This window comes from Rhizobium sp. CF122 (assembly GCF_000282035.1).
GTDB lineage: Bacteria > Pseudomonadota > Alphaproteobacteria > Rhizobiales > Rhizobiaceae > Rhizobium.
Genome location: NZ_AKKA01000013.1, coordinates 25,951 through 41,088, shown reverse-complemented (window position 1 = coordinate 41,088; position 15,138 = coordinate 25,951). Strand labels below are relative to the sequence as shown.

Here is a 15,138-nt window from a genome sequence, read left to right as displayed (position 1 = left end):
TTGGCGTTAGCCGACTTGAGCTGCTGTTCGGCAAGATCGTGATCGGCAATGCTGGCTGCGTTGCTCTGGGCGAGCCTTCGCTTGCGTGTTTCGGTGGTCGCGGCGTTCTCCAACTGCGCCTGGGCGCTGCGCAGATCGGCTTCCGCGCTCTTGACCGCGAGCTGCAGAGTGAGAGGATCGATTTCCGCGAGGACATCGCCCTTGTGGACGAGGTCGCCGACGTCCACCTTGCGAGACACCATTCGTCCAAGCGTCCGGAACGCCAGGTCGGTCTCGATGCGGGCCCGCACCACGCCGGGCGAGCTTGCGATTTTGTGCTGTTCGGCCGCAGCCATGACGACTTTGACAGGACGGGGGGCCGTCTCCTGCCCTGCGACGGAGTTCTGATCGCAGCCTGCAAGCAGCGACACTGACAGAAGAAGCGGGAGAGAGGTGCATACGCGATTGAGAGTCATCTCATTTGCCATCCCAGGCGACTGCCTGGCCTTCCTTGAGGAACTTTCCGCCTTCGGTGACGATCAGGTCTTGTGCGGCGACGCCGCCGGTGACGACGAAGTCGCTCTGGCGGTATCGGTCGACCGAAATCTTCCGGAGCGAAACGGAGCGGTTTTGAGTGTTGACGAGCCACACGGCGGGTTCGCCTTCGGCTGATGCGAGCGCGGTGTAGGGCAGTACAATTCCGTCGCGCGACGAGGCCCGCAGCCTGCCGACGACAGGCGTTCCGAGCGGCCATGGCGTGCCCTCCTGGATCCCCACCTTGATCCGGATCGTGCCCGCCTTCGCGTCTATGACGGGAGAGACCTCGCGTATGCGGGCGTGGACCTCGAGCGACGGGTCCGACACCGGTGCGACCTCGATGTCGCTCAGCGGCCGGCCATCCAGAAAGAACGCCTCGAAGACATCGAACACTGCGTCTCGGGACCCGTCATGGGCGAGCGTGAAGGCGGACTGCGCCGCTGATACCACCTGCCCCGCCTCAATGCCGCGCGACGTGATGATGCCGTCCGCGGCGGGCTTCAGTACGGTGTAGGACAGTGCGTCCTCGACTGCCGCGAGCGCGGCCTCCGCGGCCTCGAGGGAAGCCTGCGCGCTCAGCAGCTCCTTCTGCGCATCGTCAAAGACCGCCCGCGGAACCGCCTGCGACTGCAGGAGCGACTTCGACCGCTCGAAGGCCAGCGTCTTCTGTACAACGACGGCCTGCGCTGACTCCAGCGCGGCGCGGGCGACACTCACGTCCGCCTGTTGTTCCGTGTCGTTGAGCCTTGCAAGGACGTCACCGGCGCGGACATGCGAGCCGACATCGACCCTTCTTTCAAGAACCCGACCGCTGACGCGAAAGGAGAGTTCGGTCTGGACCCGTGCCTTCACCTCGCCGGTGATTTCCGCACCCGGTTGATACTGCGCCTTCGACGCCGTAACGACGCGGACCTGCTGCGGCGGTGGCGCCACTTCAGCTTTCTCCTCGCAGGCAGCAAGAACTGCGCAGGCGAGACCAATTCCCAGCAATCGAAAGGACTGCATTTTTGCTCCGGTACGGTTTGCGAAGTGAGCCGCGTTGTTGATCGGCCAGCCTCAATCTGCTGCGTAAATCAGGCCATCGCCCGATGTTGACGATGCCCACTTAACGATTGGAGTGGACAATGTCAACATCTTCCGGGGCTAGAATGTTGACATAAGCAACTTGACACTCTACATGGACGGCATGACCCAAGACATTTCCACCGATGACCCGCGGCCCTACCACCACGGCGACCTTCACAGAGCGATCGTAGCGGCCGCTCTCGACGTGCTGAGCGAGTCTCAAAGCACAGAGTTCTCGCTCCGCGAGCTCGCCCGCCGGGCGGGCGTCAGTCACAACGCCCCATACAAGCACTTCGCCGACAAGCGCGAATTGCTAGCAGCCGTCTCGGCGGTGGGGTTCGAGCTGCTGGCGAAGCGGATGGCAGAAGCGACCAAGGAACTCGACAGTCCGCGCAAGAGGCTGGCAGCTATGGCGCGCGCATATGTCTGCGGCGGCGTTAACAATCCGGCGCTCTACAGATTGATGTTCGGCGGCTACCTTGCCGGTCAGGACGATGGGCGTCCCGCGATCGAAAGAACCGCGGCTTACAACATGAAGACCCTTGTAGTAGACGCGATTTCCGACGGCGCTCTCGGGCGCCCAATCGCAGATACCGAGGCCAATACCCGCACGATGGATGGGGCGATTCTCGTCTTCTGGTCCCAGATGCACGGTCTCACGTTGCTGCTGGTCGATCGCCTCGTCGGCCCTGGCGACAAGATGGAGGAGCTGACCGAGAACGTCCTGCAAGGAATGCTCGACGGACTGGTGAACAGCATCCCGACCATACCAGAAGGCGCTTGGGTAGGTCCTCCGCTAGCGGGGTAGGAGTACCGATGGCAAGCACGCTTGGTTCGGAGCTTGTCGGTGAAAGCCTTGTTATCTTCCTGGTACCCACCGCTCTCATTCCGAGAGGAGAATTCACGTGGACGCATACATCTCAGCTCTGATGGGTCTCGCCGGCATCGCGATTGGCAGCCTGACCTCGTTTGCCACCACGTGGACGACGCAGCGATCCCAGGTGAAGGAAAAACATCGCGAGGTCGAGATTGCTAAGCGCGAAAAGCTCTTTTCGGATTTCATCGCCGAAGCCACCCGGCTTTACGGTGACGCGATAAACCACCAGAAGGACGACGTCTCTGACCTCGTGCTACTCTATGCATTGGTCGCCCAGATGCGTCTGATCTCCTCCCGGCCGGTAGTCGATGCAGCCGAGCTGGCGATGGCCAGGATCGTTGAAACCTATCTGACGCCCAATCGCTCACTCTCTGAAATCCGGGACCTCGCGCGTTCCGGCGCGCTGAACTTTCTCCTCGATTTTGGTGAGGCTTGCCGAGCGGAATTGGCGGCAGGGCACCTGTCGACCCGATGATAGGATTTGGGGAACCCGGTGGGCCACCAGCAGCCTTTCGGCACGCAAACCAGCCAAACAACGAACGACGCGCGGTCGCCCTCAGTGAAAGCTTCTCGCCTTCACCTTGACGGTGTCGATGTGAAGATCCCGCACGTATCTCCCTCGGCCTGAGCGTGGCCTCTCTATCCAGTGGATCCGGGCTTCCGGGCGAACCGTGAGCGAACTCGCCTCCTCTGCCGGTCGGCAGCTTGAAGTCCGTGTCGCGTTCGGCCAGCCAAGGTCGCCCCTAAGATCAACTGCTGCGCGATCAGACGGACGACTGCCCCTTTGAGCTGCAACACATAATGTCGGGATCTGGCGATGCGCGAACAGAGTGTTTCGAGACTGATACCAAGAGATAGATTGCTGATGCCCGGCCCAGGACATAGGTAGATCCATCATAAATTCTTCAGGCTAAACGACTATGAAAGTCTCCGAACTCTCCTCGAGGCAAACCGTGCAGTCGAAGAAGGGCGCCGCTCTCAAACTGCGGCTTCTAGCGCCTGCCAACTCGAACATCCCCGCGCCTCGCACCACGCCGGGGACATTACGGGAATGCGATGATCAAGCGAACGCCCTGTCGACCGCTGATCAGATCGAACCATCAGCTCTCCTTTCCGTCGCTCTGTTTTCGCTCAGCCTCGCGATCCTTGTCGCAGCGACATCGATGATGTTCGATTCCACCTGGTCCCAAGCCCTTCGCGACGCCTTTGTAAACCTCCCGGCCAGATTGGCGATGTAGGGAGGCCAACTTCTCCGCCGGATGTCTTTTCGAGACAGAAAGTATCGGCGACCCCTCCGAGAGCCTGAACGAGGCGATCCAAGCGCAGAAAGCGATCCAGGCGATCAGAAGTATTGCTTCAGGTCGCCTCCTCTTGGGCGGCACGGACGGGTCGGCCACGCAAGGGGATCGAAGGTTGCAGAAGTAGATCTCGATGTTAGTGGCTATTGCCAGTCGCTCATGGTCGGCCCAATTCCTTGGCTCGTTCCCACATCGGTGATCGAAGTTCGCCGGGTGGTTTCTTCGACTGGTCCGGCACACCAAGCTCAGTGCTATCGCAGCGCAGCTCAACGTCGAGAAAGACCTTGCTTTATCTGACCCCAGCGGAGAGGCTCTTAGCGTCTGTTGCAGAGGCCAGTTGAACTCACCTGCGAATTTGGACAGGACCATGAACCTACCGCTTTGGAGCGACCCTATCGCTCAACTCTTCGGGCTGGCCGTCGCCGGCTTGGTGTTCAGCCGGTTTGTGTTTCACCGACACCCGATTTGGCGGCTCATCGCTCATATCGTCTTCCTGGTTGCGCTGACCGCTCTCCTACTCCACTACGGCATCCGACCCTACGCGCCTGATACACAGACCGACGATGTGTCCCGGCGGATCTTCATCGGCTTCGCTAAGGCCGTCTGGTGGATAGGCGGCGCCATGGTGTTGATCAGCTCGGTTCGCCTGTTTCTGATATTCGAGCGAAAACCACGGGAAGCACGTCTGCTCCAGGACCTGGTTGTCGGCCTCATCTACCTCGGAACCGGCCTCTCGCTTATTGCCTATGTCTTCAGCATTCCCGTGGGCACGCTGATCGCGACTTCGGGGGTGTTCGCGATTATCGTTGGTCTTGCATTGCAAAGCACCTTGAGTGACGTCTTTTCGGGCATCGCATTGAATCTCGGGCGTCCCTACTCGGTCGGCGACTGGATCGTGCTTGACGATGGCGTCGAGGGCCGGGTGATCGAAACAAATTGGCGTGCTACCCATCTTCTCAGTGGCACAAACGATCTGATTGCCGTCCCCAACAGTCGCTTGGCGAAAGCCAACGTCACGAATCTCAGCAGTCCTGACGAGAGCCATGGGATAGCGATCAAGGTGAGGCTAACACCTGCACCGCCCGCCACAGTCGCGGAGGTCATGAGGACGGTTCTTTTTGCTTCGAATAACATTCTCGATGCCCCCACACCCTCGGCAACGATAAAGGCTCTCGATGGTGAGGCTGTTGAAGTAGAGCTAACCTGCCGAGTACGAGATAGGGCGCACATTCCGATCGCGACAAACGAGATCTATGACCTGGTGTTCCGGCATTGCAAGGCTGCCGGGTTACCGCTCGCTGTGCCGGCGTCGGTCGGCGTGGCTCCAGACCAGGATCCCGCATATCGGCAGCATCCAAGCACCGCGTGGCGGCTTCTGAACGCTATACCCCTCTTCTCGCCCTTGACTGAAGATGAGAAGGAGACGCTTGCGGCGAGCATGACGCGCCAGACTTATCGCAAAGACGAGATCATCGCAGAACAAGGAATGAGGCTGGCCTCTCTGATGCTCATACGGAACGGCGTCGTCTCGATCACAAGGAAGGAAGGCGATCATGAAACGGAGCTTCTCCGCCTTTCTCCAGGACATTGCTTCGGGGAGGAGGGAATGTTGACGGGTGCGCCGGCACCTGGGACCATACGCGCCCTGACATTTGTGATCGCCTACGAGATCAAGCAGGATCCGCTTGCCGCCCTTATGCGTGACCGCCCGGCCCTCGCCGAGGAATTGGGCCTCGTCCTGTCACGCCGACTCGAGGCAGAACGCCTCCAATCGGCTGACACTTTTCCTCGCGGCTCAGAAGCAATGACGTTTGGCGATCGCATCCGCCAGATTTTCCAACTATCGTAACCGACCAGCATCGATGGCTTCCGGTCGTAGTCAGGTGATCCCCAAACTAGCCCTCTGTCCGGCCTTTGTGAGCGATATGGGTTGCATGCGGACCCTCATTCCGTCGAGTCGAAATCGACCTCCCCGGCATCAAGCATCCTGGCCAATGTGCGCAGGCCAACTTCGAGCTGGTCCATCGCCGGTGCCGCCAGTGCGAGCCTGACGGCGTTCGGAGCGTGGCCAGGCGTGACCGCGAATGTCGTCGAAGGCGTCAGTGCGATATCGCGCCTGGCTGCCGCGGCAACGAAACTTTGGGAGCGCCAATGGGTCGGCAATGTCAGCCACAGGTGATAGCAGCCCTCGTGAGACTGTATGTCGAAGCCTGACAGACATTCGGCTGCCAGCTTCTGGCGCGCGTGTGCGTCGGTCCGCTTCAATTTGGCGAGCTCGGCCGCGGTGCCGTCGCCCATCAATCGCTCCGCGGCCGCGAAGGCGTATCCAGACGCAGTCCATCCCCCCGAACGCACCGACGCCATGACGCTTTCCCGCATGCGATGCGGTGGCACGATAAAGCCGAGGGTCAGTCCCGGTGCGACCACCTTCGACAGGCTGTCGATGACGATACAGGTGTCGGGAGCGAGGGCTGCCAGCGGCGGCTCTTCGTCGAGAAAGGCGTAGACATTGTCCTCGATAACAGGAAGGCCGAGTTCGTCGACCACCCGCAGGAGATCGATACGGCGTGCCGACGTCATCGTCATACCCAACGGATTCTGGATCGACGGCTGGACATAGATGGCCGACAGATGGGCTTCATGGTGGGCCTTTTGTACGGCGTCGGGCCGCATCCCTTCTCCGTCCATCGCCAGCGGTACGAGCGATATTCCGAGCCGCGACGCGATGCCCTTGATGAAGGGATACGTCAAAGCTTCCACTCCGCAGCGACCGCCCGTGGGGACGACGGCTGCGAGAACAGCGGCAATGCTCTGCCGCCCGTTGCCGGTGAATACCAGCTGGTCGGCGTCGACGGACCACGTGCCTTTGGAGAGATGCGCGGCTGCAACGCTCCTCATGACGGGCGTGCCGATGCTGGTCCCTTGTCTAAGCGCGACATCGAGCGCGGCTGGCTGGTCCAGCCCTCTGAGGCTCTTCGCGATCAGCGCCGTCTGCTCGGGAAGTGTCGGGTAGTTGAACTCGAGGTCAATCCGGATGCCACGCGGTTCACCTGGAGCTGCGATGCCGCGCCTTGCTTCCCCGGAGACGAAGGTCCCTCGTCCGACTTCCCCGACAACGAGGCCGCGGCGCAGCAGCTCGGCGTAGACGCGGCTCGCCGTCGAGACGGCGATGCCGCGCTCGTAGGCGAAGCTCCGCTGCGGCGGAAGACGATCGCCGGGCCTTAGCTTGCCGCTCGCTATCTCGGCGGCGACGACATCTGCCAGCTTCAGATATTCGGACTTCGACATTATTGCTCCGAGTTCAATGTTTTGATTGCACTGAGAAGAATATCGGAACATTCTGCCGACATCAAATGCATTGTACCTGAAGCGGCCACGCCCTGCGATCTGAGGCGCGCCGAACTCAAAACAAGCCTCCGGACGCCGCAGCGCCGGTGCGGAGGAGCATTGGAGACGAGAGATGTCTGAAAGTATCTGGATCACAAGTCGACCGGAGGTGACAAGGAGCCTTTGGTCGCCCCCGCGCATCGTCAAAGCCGCATGGGCCGCGATCGTACGCTGCGCAGTTCGTCGGTCTGCTGTCGCCCGGCTTCGCGATCTTGATGGCGACGCACTCAAAGACATCGGCCTTGCGCGATCCGAGATCGAGAAGGCAGCCTATGGCCTCGTCACTCGCCCGAGAGAAACACAGGCGGTGTCCGGATCATAGCTGAAAGTAGATTCCCACCTGAACGATGGTACAGGTGATGCGACACGGCCCTGATGCGATCATAGTGACATACCTCGATCAGCGAGGCCGGCCCTTAGGGCAATTCTTCAACATCGTTGTTTTGCGCGCGGCAGTGCGAAGCCGACGCTGTTTGCTGCGCGATCGGAGAAGTATCATGAACAGCAAGACACATCACGCCATGACCAGACGCGGGTTTCTGGCCGCGACAATGGTCGGGGCGGCCGCATTGAGCGTGCCGTTGGGATCCACTGCGAAAGCGGGAGGCGCAGCCACTGCCCCTGCTACTTCCGCGATCCGGCCATTCTCGTTCCACGCCTCGAACGCGGATCTTGTTAACCTGCGCTCCCGCATTCTTGCGACGAAGTGGCCGGAACGTGAGACTGTGGAGGACGCGTCACAGGGCGTGAACCTCGCGACCATGAAGAAGCTCGCCGACTACTGGGCACATCATCACGACTGGAGCAAGACTGAGACCGGACTCAATCTCTGGCCGAACTTCATCACCGAGATCGACGGGCTCGACATCCACTTCATCCACGTGCGCTCCAAGCACGCCAACGCGCTGCCCGTCATCATCACCCACGGTTGGCCAGGGTCGATCATCGAGCAGCTCAAGATCATCGGCCCGCTCACCAACCCGACTGCCCACGGCGGCACCGAAACGGATGCGTTCGACGTCGTCATTCCTTCGCTTCCGGGCTATGGTTTTTCGGGCAAGCCGACGGCCACCGGATGGGATCCCCAGCGTATCGCGCGGGCGTGGGTCGAACTGATGCGGCGGCTCGGCTACGCCCGATATGTCGCTCAGGGTGGCGACTGGGGGAACGCCGTCACCGAGCAGATGGCGCTGCTGAAGCCCGCCGGGTTGATCGGCATCCACACCAACATGCCAGCCACCATTCCTGACGAGATCGCCAAGACCCTGCCTGACGGGCCGGCACCCGATGGTCTTCCGGCCGATGAACTCTATGCCTGGAAGCAGCTCTCCTTCTTCTACAAGCACGGGCTCGGCTACGCGCAGGAAATGGCGAACCGGCCGCAGACGCTCTACGCGCTGACGGATTCCCCGATCGGGCTGGCGGCGTGGATGCTCGACCATGATGACCGCAGCCGCGATCTGATCACGCGCGTTTTCGACGGCGCGCACGAGGGACTGACGCGCGACGACATCCTCGACAACATCACCCTCTACTGGTTGACGAACACCGCGGTCTCTTCCGCGCGACTGTACTGGGAGAGCAAGCTCGCCTTCTTCCAGCCCAAGGGCATCGAACTGCCGGTGGGCGTCAGCGCCTTTCCCGACGAGATCTACACCGCGCCGGAGAGCTGGACTCGCAAGGCCTATCCGAACCTCGTCCACTACAACCGCCTTCCGAAGGGAGGGCATTTCGCAGCCTGGGAACAGCCGCGGCTCCTGACCGAGGAACTTCGCGCGACGTTCCATACGCTTCGGTAAGCGTGTCAGCGCCGCCTCCAGGATTTCTCACGCGTCCTCTTCGGAGGAAGGTCACATGGAACTGACAGCTACCACGATCCTCGTCGCCTTCGCCGGCGTGTTCCTGATCTGCGTCCTCAAGGGAGCGTTCGGCGGCGGCTTCGCCATTATCGGAATCCCTCTTCTATCGCTTGTGATGGATCCCGTCACGGCCGGAGGACTCCTCGCTCCCTTGTTCATCGCAATGGATCTATACGCTCTGCGCTACTTCAGGCGCTCGACATGGTCGAAGCCGGATCTGGTGCTTCTGTTGCCGGGCCTCCTGCTCGGCATCGGGTTCGGCTACCTGCTGTTTCGGGTCCTCGACCACCGCGTAATCGCGATCCTGATGGCTGCGATCACGCTGATCTTTGTCGGCCTGTGGCTGATGAACGGCGGCGAGGTAACGACCCGTCGGCGTTCGACGCCCAAGGCGATCGCTGCCGGCCTGACGTCTGGCATCACGACCATGGTCGCGCATTCCGGCGGGCCGCCTCTCGCGATGTATCTCCTGCCCCTCGGCCTCACCAAGGACATCTACGCGGGCACGACTAGCCTCTTCTTCACTGTCGGTAACGCGACCAAGGCGGTTCCCTGGCTGTTGCTGGTAAATCCTACAGCCGGTCTGTGGGAACTGATGGCGATCTGTCTGCTCGCCGTTCCCACGGGCGTGTCACTCGGTTGGCGGCTCCACGGTGTCCTTGACCAGCGTCAGATCTACCGCATCTGCTACGGGCTGCTGGTCGTGACCGCGGTGAAACTGCTGTGGGACGGCATTTCGGGATACCTCGCATGACCACCAACTTGCCAAAATAGGTTTTCTCGGATTGTGCCATTGGCGACAAGAATGCTTGCCGGTCCCGCTGGATTTTCCGAGGTCTACACTGGTGATAGGAGTCGCGTATGACAACGGCCCCGTCAATCGAGCTGCCATCATGTTGGCGCGACGCCCTCCCCCCCACTTCCGTTCGGAACCACCTGGTCCGCAGTCGGGTTTGCCGTTCGCACAACGGCGGGCGTCAGTGACCGCGCTGCACATCGCGAAGGTGCATCTCGTCGCGCAAGTTATCGCATGAGTGAACTGCTTCCCCACACATCTCGGAATTTTCAGATGAGCGAGGGTTCCACAACGACAACCGAGGTCTCCCATATACCCCTTCAGGAAGAATCTCTCAGTTAGGGCGGGTTCTCCGTTTGAAAAGCACGCTAGGCGTTCGCCACGGTTTCTTGAGTTGCCACAGGTTACGCGGCCTAGTCGGGATCACCCCTGCCCCCTGTGAAGTCCTTGTCACACGAGCTTCATAAGAATTCACTTAAATGCCGCTGCGAGAACTCCCCTCGCGTCCTGTTTTCCCCTTCATTGGCCCGCACCGCTGTGGGCCTTCTTTTTGACATCGCCTCCGGTTACCCCATGTGGATCGCGACGAAGGACTAGCCGGCCACCGGGCGTCCCGCCGCCTCTAACCATGGAAGTCGTCGATGAAGGAACATGACCTCAAGGAACTTGGCGAAGACATCCTGCGCGAAGTGCGATCCGACGTCACTCCGAAGAAGCTGATGGCCGCTGTCCGCAAAGCACATCCGGAGGCGTCCAAAAAAGAAATCATCAGGGCCGCGTTCTACGCGCTGATCGCACATGCCGACAAAAGCCCCAAGGAACTGGTTCCAGCGAGCGCCTGACGAAGAGTTGCACTAAGAGCCCGATGCAAAGCCGTAACCGACGCTTGATCGATTTGTTCTAGGGGAGCTGCAGCTTTCGTAGGATCGCCCGCAAGCCCGGTTGGCTCGCCATAGCGGCGGCTTCTTCAAAGGAAAACCAAGCCGTCTTCTGATCGCCCTTTTCCGGATAGGATTCGGCAATCATTGCGACTCGGAGCAGATGTACCCTCACGCGTTAAGCTCGTTCGCTGGTGTCCTTGGTATAGGTGAACGCACCCAGTGCACCCCCTCGGTAATCGCACCGACCGCATCTGCCTCCTCGAATGCCTCCCTTAATGCCGCGGTGCGCGCCTCACGTTATCTACCTCATGCCCGATCTTTTAAGGCGACCACCCGAAATAGATCGCCGCCGACATCGCGATTTCGGCAAACCCGATGGCCAGACATAGGATAAACACCACGACCAGCAATCTGTTTCGGTTTAGATTTCGCATCGCCGGGGCTTAACCGCTGTCGGCCGAACGATCAAGAACAACACTGTGCAAAAGCCGACTATCGGGGCGGAAGCACGCCAGGCGCTAGGCTCTTTTTCCGCCCGATCCCCTGGGTCGTAAGCGCTTCCTCTCACACCATATGTCAGGCCGGACTTGCCGCCGATGGCGGTGGCACGCCTGCGACGTCGAGTCTTGTAACCGAAGGCCGCTGCCCTTGTTCCTGCGGGCACGCTCTAGAGCAGAAGCTTCATACGAGGGGAACTGCATGCGCCTGGAACCTAATTGGCGGTCGAGCGGTTCAACCAGTCGACGTATCGCATCGAACCCATGCGAGCGTCATTGTGCGGCAGCAACATATCGTCGTTCAGTCGGACGCCGTAGTAGCGAGCGTTATCGTCCATAACAACGGCGCGTGTCTTCATTTGCTGTCATATGCACACGAGCGATTTCGTCGAGGCCGAATTGCTCGGGGCCACTGATTTCGACCGTAGCGTTCCTGGCTGGAACAAGCCCTTCCCCCCGTCCCTGACCCCGAGCGAAGGGGACGCAGTGATCACTTCAGCGTGTGTCTGCCGAAGCTTCTCTACGAGCCGAGTTCCGATGCGACCACTTGTCCCATGACGGTGATTTTCATCGGTGTTGCTCCATCTATTGCTGTTTTCGTTGTCGAGTATCTTGGCCAGCGAGTTCACATGTCACTCCACCGGCATGACGACCGGAGCGTCCTTGTTCTTCAACAGCACGACGATAAACTTCGCCTGTTTGGACGTGCTCGCATTGCGGCTGATCAAGTGAATGTCGGAGGGACCTTCGTAGAAGGTCTCTCCAGGCGACAAGGTGGCTTCTTTTCCCCCCTTGACCTGCATCACGATCGAGCCCTCCAGAACATAGACGAACGCGTCGGCGTCATGTTTGTGAATAGGATCGGAACCTCCCGGTCCATACTCGACCGATATCATCAGCCCCTCCTTGCCAGGATAATTTGGAAGGTTCTTTTTCATGAGCGATGTGACAATTGCAGCGTTGTCCGCGGCAACCGGCAAAGTGCCAAAGAGGCAAACCGTGGCCGTGACGACCAGCGTTGAGTAAATTGCGTTCATTGCTGAAACCCCTCTCTTGGCGAGGCTGACGAGAGCTTGTCTGGTGCGACAGATCGCAGCCACCACGGTAGATTTATGTTCGGTTCGTTATGGTGTTGACGCCGGTCTTTGGCGCCGCCGCCAGTACATCGTGGCCTTCATCCCGTAAACGGGCAGCGGTCTTGGAGCCGATTCGACCGGTGCCACCAATCAGAACAATTTTCATGACGAACCTCCATGCTGGCGGCCGTTCGGGCCAAACGCCCCAATCGCGCGGGCCGCCGTCGGCCGCGGAAGGATGTCAGACGCTCATGCAAGTCGTACTCGCGTCGTGCCTTCTCGTCCTGAGGTCAACCGAAGCCCCGCTGGAGCGAGAGGCGTGGAGATCAAACCATTAGCGGACTATACTCCCGGTCACATGTGCCTGACAGGGCTTTGTTCGAAGGGTTTCGGACATGCTCCGCGACATTCGCCTTCCATGCGTACCCGGATTTTGTGCTTCTCAATTCCGCACGTAGTTTACTCACCGGCGGCCCGGTTCGGAGTTCGACTGGCTCACTTTGATAACTGAAGCGGACCAGACTATCGCCTACAGCAGTCGATACCATCAGAGCCAATGTCGGTCAGGGCGCAACAGCGCCGGCCTGGACCTACGCCCTAGCGAAAGCGAGAAGATCAGGATTCACAACCTCGGCATGGGTGGTGCACATGCCATGCGGGAAGTTCTTGTATATCTTAAGGGTCGCGTGCTTCAGTAGCTTCGCCGAAAGCGGAGCAGAATCTGTGATGGGGACGATCTGGTCGTCGTCGCCGTGCATGACGAGGGTCGGTACATCGATGATCTTGAGGTCTTCGGTGAAGTCGGTCTCGGAAAACGCCTTGATGCCTTCATAGTGCGCTTTAGCGCTGCCCATCATGCCTTGCCGCCACCAGTTCTGAACCACTGCGGAATTCGGTGTCGCGCCGGGTCGGTTGAAGCTGTAGAACGGACCGGCTGGAAAGTCGGTGTAGAACTGGGAGCGGTTGTCGGCCAGCGCCTTGCGAAGGCCGTCGAACACCTCGATCGGCAGGCCGCCGGGATTCTTCTCGCTTTTCACCATGATCGGCGGCACTGCGCCGATGATGATCAGTTTGGCCACGCGCCCGGCCGGTTGGCCATGACGGGCGACATAGCGCACGGCCTCGCCGCCGCCCGTCGAATGGCCGATATGGATCGCGTTGCGCAAATCGAGATGTTCGACGACAGCGACTACATCCGCAGCGTAGTGATCCATGTCGTGGCCGTCGCTGACCTGCGCTGATCGACCATGCCCACGTCGGTCATGGGCGATGACGCGATACCCGTTCTGTAGGAAGAACAGCATTTGGTTGTCCCAATCATCTCCGCATAGCGGCCAGCCGTGATGGAAGACTATTGGCTGGGCGTCCTTCGGACCCCAATCCTTGTAGAAGATTTCGACTCCGTCGCGTCCAGTGACTGCGGCCATCGTTTGAATCCTTTCGGCGGGTAGATTTTTGGTTCCGGGTGATTTGGCGGTAGCTGAAAAGCTCGGGAGAACCGTCAGCGCGGCCGCTCCTATGCCAAGGCCGAGCAGGTTGCGCCGGACCGGATCGGCGGTTCAGGTGAGTTGATGTTTGTCATTGGATCGGATCGCTTTTAAAATGCGCCACCCACCGGCCCCGGCCGATAGAAATGATGACGCCTTTCGGTTGTGACCTGACTGTATGCGACGCAGGCGGCCGAGCAATAGATATACGAAGGTTTGGCGAGCGGGCCTGTACGACGCGCGAAGGGAACCGATCGTCGAGGTCGAACGCGTGCTCTGCGACCGGAAGCGAAGCTACGAGAAGGCGGCACTCGTGTAGCTGTTCGGAGCCGGCTTTAGCTTCGCAAGGCTTCGTCAAAGCGCGACGATGGGATGCGAGCAAATGACCGCGCCGGATGGTGACCAATGCGAGACGCGATTTCCGTGTCTCCGGGAGTGGGAATCTCGATGTTGATGTGCCGCTCGAAGGGGCCAGACCGCAGGATTGCCGGACGAGTTCACCGACCGCGGTTGGGCGAGCGAAGAGAAGAAGGCCTTCCATCTCGCCGATCCTCTCGCCTTCGCCCCGGACTGGCAGGGAAGGCATCGCCGGCGCCTGACGGCCGATCTCGATCAAGCACTCGTGCTGATCGGTGCTTGCTACGATGGCAGTGGCATCAACGCCTCGGACACGTTGAAGAACGAAAATTTCAAGCCGCATCCCGCCCTGAAGAGTCTCCTTGAATGGCTCAGCAGGCACGGCGCGACCCAGCCGAAGCGGAATGCTTCCTCACGGGCGTTGACGATCTACAACAACTGGGCCTCCAGCCACAAAGAGGCGGTCGCGCAGATGTCGCTGTTCCAGGAGGATTGAGCGTGAAGCAATTGCTCGACAGCGTCTGGCAGCGGCGCGGCGTGAGCTGGATTTGGGACGATGAGGCGCTCTCGATCGTCGCAAAGCCCTCCGAAGTCTACAGCTTGCGCGAACTCCTCCGTGCCGCGAAGGATTGGCCGGACGATTTGCCGAGCAACGGCGGAAATACGCTGGTGGTGGCCGGCCTAGATGCGTGTCTCGATCTACTCACACCCGTCGACGCTGACGGATGGCTGACGAACGAGTTGAAATCCGCCATCTTGTCCTTCCAGGACGAATATTCGGGTGAAGCAGCCCTCGTTTTCTGGCTACCGACCGGACATCGACGTTTTCACACCGACATGGCGACGGATGCGGTCCGCTGGCGCTGTTCGGCACCCCACGGCGACCAGCAAATCGAGTTCGGCCGCCTCCTTTGGGGAGAGGCTAGAGAATATCCGCAGGAAATCATCCTATCGCAGGACGGCAAGCCTGTCGGGTTGTTCCACCTGCGGATCACCTGAGGGCGGTTTTGATGGATGGTGCAGATTTCAGTCCGGGCGAGCG

Annotated in this window: 16 protein-coding genes and 2 pseudogenes; 10 read left to right on the top strand and 8 right to left on the bottom strand. The window is 60.2% G+C overall.

Annotated features, from left to right (window positions below; genetic code table 11):
* Positions 1-335 (bottom strand): efflux RND transporter periplasmic adaptor subunit (locus PMI09_RS03940; protein ID WP_157213340.1); only part of this gene is annotated, 335 nt, incomplete at its 3' end.
* Positions 336-456: 121 nt separating this feature from the next.
* Positions 457-1,521 carry an efflux RND transporter periplasmic adaptor subunit gene (locus tag PMI09_RS03935; protein WP_007789108.1) on the bottom strand — a complete coding sequence of 355 codons (1,065 nt, stop codon included), beginning with the start codon at positions 1,519-1,521 and terminating at the stop codon, positions 457-459.
* Positions 1,522-1,702: 181 nt separating this feature from the next.
* On the opposite strand from PMI09_RS03935, the gene PMI09_RS03930 reads away from it, so the two are divergent.
* Both PMI09_RS03930 and PMI09_RS03925 read left to right on the top strand, forming a co-directional pair.
* Complete coding sequence (locus tag PMI09_RS03930; protein WP_037081853.1) at positions 1,703-2,389, top strand: TetR/AcrR family transcriptional regulator; 687 nt, start codon at positions 1,703-1,705, stop codon at positions 2,387-2,389.
* Between the two features lie 97 nt (positions 2,390-2,486).
* The gene (locus tag PMI09_RS03925; protein WP_007789103.1) at positions 2,487-2,933 is read left to right on the top strand and encodes a hypothetical protein; all 447 of its coding nucleotides are present in this window, start codon (positions 2,487-2,489) and stop codon (positions 2,931-2,933) included.
* An 81-nt stretch (positions 2,934-3,014) separates the two neighbouring features.
* Here PMI09_RS03925 and PMI09_RS32770 read toward each other — a convergent pair.
* Positions 3,015-3,253: pseudogene (locus PMI09_RS32770) on the bottom strand (hypothetical protein); the annotation flags it as partial.
* A gap of 125 nt (positions 3,254-3,378) precedes the next feature.
* Here PMI09_RS32770 and PMI09_RS03920 point away from each other — a divergent pair.
* Together PMI09_RS03920 and PMI09_RS03915 are read left to right on the top strand one after the other, a co-directional pair.
* The gene (locus PMI09_RS03920) at positions 3,379-3,696 is read left to right on the top strand and encodes a hypothetical protein (protein WP_007789101.1); all 318 of its coding nucleotides are present in this window, start codon (positions 3,379-3,381) and stop codon (positions 3,694-3,696) included.
* 427 nt (positions 3,697-4,123) lie between these two features.
* Positions 4,124-5,605, top strand: a complete 1,482-nt coding sequence (locus PMI09_RS03915) for a mechanosensitive ion channel domain-containing protein (protein ID WP_007789098.1) — start codon at positions 4,124-4,126, stop codon at positions 5,603-5,605.
* A gap of 95 nt (positions 5,606-5,700) precedes the next feature.
* Here PMI09_RS03915 and PMI09_RS03910 read toward each other — a convergent pair whose 3' ends face one another.
* Positions 5,701-7,044 (bottom strand): aminotransferase-like domain-containing protein, encoded by a 1,344-nt coding sequence (locus PMI09_RS03910; protein ID WP_007789096.1) that lies wholly within the window; start codon positions 7,042-7,044, stop codon positions 5,701-5,703.
* 172 nt (positions 7,045-7,216) lie between these two features.
* Between PMI09_RS03910 and PMI09_RS03905 the strand changes: the two genes are divergently transcribed.
* From PMI09_RS03905 to PMI09_RS03890, 4 genes are all read left to right on the top strand, one after another.
* The gene (locus PMI09_RS03905) at positions 7,217-7,465 is read left to right on the top strand and encodes a DUF1127 domain-containing protein (protein ID WP_007789094.1); all 249 of its coding nucleotides are present in this window, start codon (positions 7,217-7,219) and stop codon (positions 7,463-7,465) included.
* Positions 7,466-7,640: 175 nt separating this feature from the next.
* Positions 7,641-8,942 (top strand): epoxide hydrolase family protein, encoded by a 1,302-nt coding sequence (locus PMI09_RS03900; RefSeq protein ID WP_007789092.1) that lies wholly within the window; start codon positions 7,641-7,643, stop codon positions 8,940-8,942.
* A gap of 55 nt (positions 8,943-8,997) precedes the next feature.
* Positions 8,998-9,756 (top strand): sulfite exporter TauE/SafE family protein, encoded by a 759-nt coding sequence (locus PMI09_RS03895; RefSeq protein WP_007789090.1) that lies wholly within the window; start codon positions 8,998-9,000, stop codon positions 9,754-9,756.
* A 683-nt stretch (positions 9,757-10,439) separates the two neighbouring features.
* Positions 10,440-10,640 (top strand): hypothetical protein, encoded by a 201-nt coding sequence (locus PMI09_RS03890; protein ID WP_007789088.1) that lies wholly within the window; start codon positions 10,440-10,442, stop codon positions 10,638-10,640.
* Between the two features lie 751 nt (positions 10,641-11,391).
* Here the strand turns inward: PMI09_RS03890 and PMI09_RS31195 are convergent.
* From PMI09_RS31195 to PMI09_RS03875, 4 genes and pseudogenes are all read right to left on the bottom strand, one after another.
* Positions 11,392-11,535, bottom strand: coding sequence for a hypothetical protein (locus PMI09_RS31195; RefSeq protein ID WP_157213338.1), 144 nt, complete (start codon positions 11,533-11,535; stop codon positions 11,392-11,394).
* Between the two features lie 273 nt (positions 11,536-11,808).
* Positions 11,809-12,213: a cupin domain-containing protein gene (locus tag PMI09_RS03880; protein ID WP_007789084.1), complete on the bottom strand. Its 405-nt coding sequence runs from the start codon at positions 12,211-12,213 to the stop codon at positions 11,809-11,811.
* Between the two features lie 85 nt (positions 12,214-12,298).
* A pseudogene (locus PMI09_RS30885) lies at positions 12,299-12,418 on the bottom strand (NAD-dependent epimerase/dehydratase family protein); the annotation flags it as partial.
* A 424-nt stretch (positions 12,419-12,842) separates the two neighbouring features.
* A complete protein-coding gene (locus tag PMI09_RS03875; protein ID WP_007789080.1) occupies positions 12,843-13,679 on the bottom strand; it encodes an alpha/beta fold hydrolase in 837 nt (278 codons plus the stop codon).
* Between the two features lie 544 nt (positions 13,680-14,223).
* Here PMI09_RS03875 and PMI09_RS03870 point away from each other — a divergent pair.
* Together PMI09_RS03870 and PMI09_RS03865 are read left to right on the top strand one after the other, a co-directional pair.
* A complete protein-coding gene (locus PMI09_RS03870; protein WP_007789078.1) occupies positions 14,224-14,592 on the top strand; it encodes a hypothetical protein in 369 nt (122 codons plus the stop codon).
* A 2-nt stretch (positions 14,593-14,594) separates the two neighbouring features.
* Complete coding sequence (locus tag PMI09_RS03865; RefSeq protein WP_007789076.1) at positions 14,595-15,095, top strand: hypothetical protein; 501 nt, start codon at positions 14,595-14,597, stop codon at positions 15,093-15,095.
* Positions 15,096-15,138: the final 43 nt, after the last annotated feature.

Coding starts and splice junctions, on each gene's coding strand:
- PMI09_RS03935 (WP_007789108.1), bottom strand. CDS start 1,521: ATGCAGTCCTTTCGATTGCTGGGAATTGGTCTCGCCTGCGCAGTTCTT.
- PMI09_RS03930 (WP_037081853.1), top strand. CDS start 1,703: ATGACCCAAGACATTTCCACCGATGACCCGCGGCCCTACCACCACGGC.
- PMI09_RS03920 (WP_007789101.1), top strand. CDS start 3,379: ATGAAAGTCTCCGAACTCTCCTCGAGGCAAACCGTGCAGTCGAAGAAG.
- PMI09_RS03915 (WP_007789098.1), top strand. CDS start 4,124: ATGAACCTACCGCTTTGGAGCGACCCTATCGCTCAACTCTTCGGGCTG.
- PMI09_RS03910 (WP_007789096.1), bottom strand. CDS start 7,044: ATGTCGAAGTCCGAATATCTGAAGCTGGCAGATGTCGTCGCCGCCGAG.
- PMI09_RS03905 (WP_007789094.1), top strand. CDS start 7,217: ATGTCTGAAAGTATCTGGATCACAAGTCGACCGGAGGTGACAAGGAGC.
- PMI09_RS03900 (WP_007789092.1), top strand. CDS start 7,641: ATGAACAGCAAGACACATCACGCCATGACCAGACGCGGGTTTCTGGCC.
- PMI09_RS03895 (WP_007789090.1), top strand. CDS start 8,998: ATGGAACTGACAGCTACCACGATCCTCGTCGCCTTCGCCGGCGTGTTC.
- PMI09_RS03890 (WP_007789088.1), top strand. CDS start 10,440: ATGAAGGAACATGACCTCAAGGAACTTGGCGAAGACATCCTGCGCGAA.
- PMI09_RS31195 (WP_157213338.1), bottom strand. CDS start 11,535: ATGAAGACACGCGCCGTTGTTATGGACGATAACGCTCGCTACTACGGC.
- PMI09_RS03880 (WP_007789084.1), bottom strand. CDS start 12,213: ATGAACGCAATTTACTCAACGCTGGTCGTCACGGCCACGGTTTGCCTC.
- PMI09_RS03875 (WP_007789080.1), bottom strand. CDS start 13,679: ATGGCCGCAGTCACTGGACGCGACGGAGTCGAAATCTTCTACAAGGAT.